General features: G+C 51.9%; 2 protein-coding genes. Both read left to right on the top strand.

From position 1 onward, the window contains the following. Positions 1-19 precede the first annotated feature (19 nt). On the top strand, positions 20-793 hold the full coding sequence (gene pstB / locus JTI85_RS01220) for a phosphate ABC transporter ATP-binding protein PstB (RefSeq protein WP_003023821.1): 774 nt from the start codon (positions 20-22) through the stop codon (positions 791-793). A gap of 14 nt (positions 794-807) precedes the next feature. Next, positions 808-1,528, top strand: a 721-nt coding sequence (phoU, locus tag JTI85_RS01215; RefSeq protein WP_204558703.1) for a phosphate signaling complex protein PhoU, incomplete at its 3' end; no start/stop codon positions are given.

Genomic DNA, 1,528 nt, shown 5'->3' with positions numbered 1-1,528 from the left:
GGATGAGGAAGAGATTGAAATGAGTATGGTTGATACTGCCCCGGGTAAAATTCAGGTTCGTGATTTGAACTTCTACTATGGCAAATTCCATGCCCTGAAGAACATCAACCTGGATATCGCGAAAAACCAGGTCACGGCGTTTATCGGGCCGTCAGGCTGTGGTAAATCGACGCTGCTGCGTACCTTCAACAAAATGTTTGAACTGTACCCGGAGCAGCGTGCGGAAGGTGAAATCCTGCTGGATGGTGACAATATTCTCACCAACACCCAGGACATCGCGCTGCTGCGTGCCAAAGTCGGCATGGTGTTCCAGAAGCCAACGCCGTTCCCAATGTCTATCTACGACAACATCGCGTTTGGCGTACGTTTGTTTGAGAAACTCTCGCGTGCGGATATGGACGAACGTGTGCAGTGGGCATTGACCAAGGCCGCACTGTGGAATGAAACCAAAGATAAATTACACCAGAGCGGGTACTCTCTCTCCGGTGGTCAGCAGCAGCGTCTGTGTATTGCGCGTGGTATCGCCATTCGCCCGGAAGTGCTACTGCTTGATGAGCCATGTTCAGCGCTCGACCCGATTTCTACCGGGCGTATTGAAGAGCTGATCACTGAGCTGAAAGAAGATTACACCGTTGTTATCGTTACCCACAACATGCAACAGGCAGCGCGTTGTTCCGATCACACGGCATTTATGTACCTGGGCGAGTTGATTGAGTTCAGCAACACGGACGATCTGTTCACCAAGCCCGCGAAGAAACAAACTGAAGACTACATCACCGGTCGTTACGGCTGATTCAGGAGCTTGTTGTGGATAACCTTAACCTTAATAAACATATTTCCGGCCAGTTCAATGCAGAGCTGGAAAGCATCCGTACCCAGGTGATGACCATGGGTGGCATGGTAGAGCAGCAGCTTTCTGATGCGATTACCGCCATGCACAATCAGGACAGCGAACTGGCGAAGCGCGTCATTGAAGGCGATAAAAACGTCAACATGATGGAAGTGGCGATCGATGAAGCCTGCGTGCGTATCATCGCCAAGCGTCAACCTACCGCCAGCGACCTGCGTCTGGTGATGGCGATTATCAAAACTATCGCTGAGCTGGAGCGTATTGGTGATGTGGCGGACAAAATTTGCCGCACCGCGCTGGAGAAGTTTTCGCAACAGCATCAGCCGCTGCTGGTAAGTCTGGAATCGCTGGGCCGTCACACCGTACAAATGCTGCATGACGTGCTGGATGCGTTTGCGCGTATGGATCTCGACGAAGCGGTACGTATTTATCGCGAAGATAAGAAAGTCGACCAGGAGTATGAAGGCATCGTGCGCCAGCTGATGACCTACATGATGGAAGACCCGCGTACCATTCCAAGTGTGCTGACTGCGCTGTTCTGCGCACGTTCCATCGAACGTATCGGTGACCGCTGCCAGAATATCTGCGAATACATCTTCTATTTCGTGAAGGGACAAGACTTCCGTCACGTGGGCGGCGATGAGCTGGATAAGCTGCTGGCGGGCAAAGATCCTAAAG

Source organism: Citrobacter sp. Colony219, assembly GCF_019382635.1.
Lineage (GTDB): Bacteria > Pseudomonadota > Gammaproteobacteria > Enterobacterales > Enterobacteriaceae > Citrobacter > Citrobacter youngae.
The sequence above is the reverse complement of the archived record's forward strand: the minus strand, read 5'-3'. Positions and strand labels throughout refer to the sequence as shown.